This is a genomic window from Streptomyces sp. SID12501, from assembly GCF_010550245.1.
GTDB lineage: Bacteria > Actinomycetota > Actinomycetes > Streptomycetales > Streptomycetaceae > Streptomyces.
Genome location: NZ_JAAGLU010000705.1, coordinates 1 through 433 on the forward strand (window position 1 = coordinate 1; position 433 = coordinate 433).

Annotated in this window: 1 protein-coding gene; it reads left to right on the forward strand. The window is 65.1% G+C overall.

Going from position 1 to position 433, the window contains the following annotated elements; genetic code table 11:
- Positions 1 to 433, forward strand: a 433-nt coding sequence (locus tag G3I71_RS48015) for a glycoside hydrolase family 9 protein (protein ID WP_203733185.1), incomplete at both ends; no start/stop codon positions are given.

Genomic DNA, 433 nt, shown 5'->3' on the forward strand with positions numbered 1-433 from the left:
GGTCGGACGCCGCGGGCGAGACGGCCGCCGCCATGGCGTCCGCGTCGATCGTCTTCAAGACCGCCGACCCGGCGTACTCGGCGACGCTCCTGACGCACGCGAAGCAGCTGTACACGTTCGCCGACACCTACCGCGGGAACTACTCGGACTGTGTCACGGACGCGCAGGCGTTCTACAAGTCGTGGTCGGGCTACCAGGACGAGCTGGTGTGGGGCGCGTACTGGTTATACAAGGCGACGGGTGACGCGATGTACCTCGCGAAGGCCGAGGCCGAGTACGACAAGCTCAGCAACCAGAACCAGACGAACCTCAAGTCGTACAAGTGGACGGTCGCGTGGGACGACAAGTCCTACGCGGCGTACGCGCTGCTCGCGATGGAGACGGGCAAGCAGAAGTACGTCGACGACGCGAACCGCTGGCTCGACTACTGGAC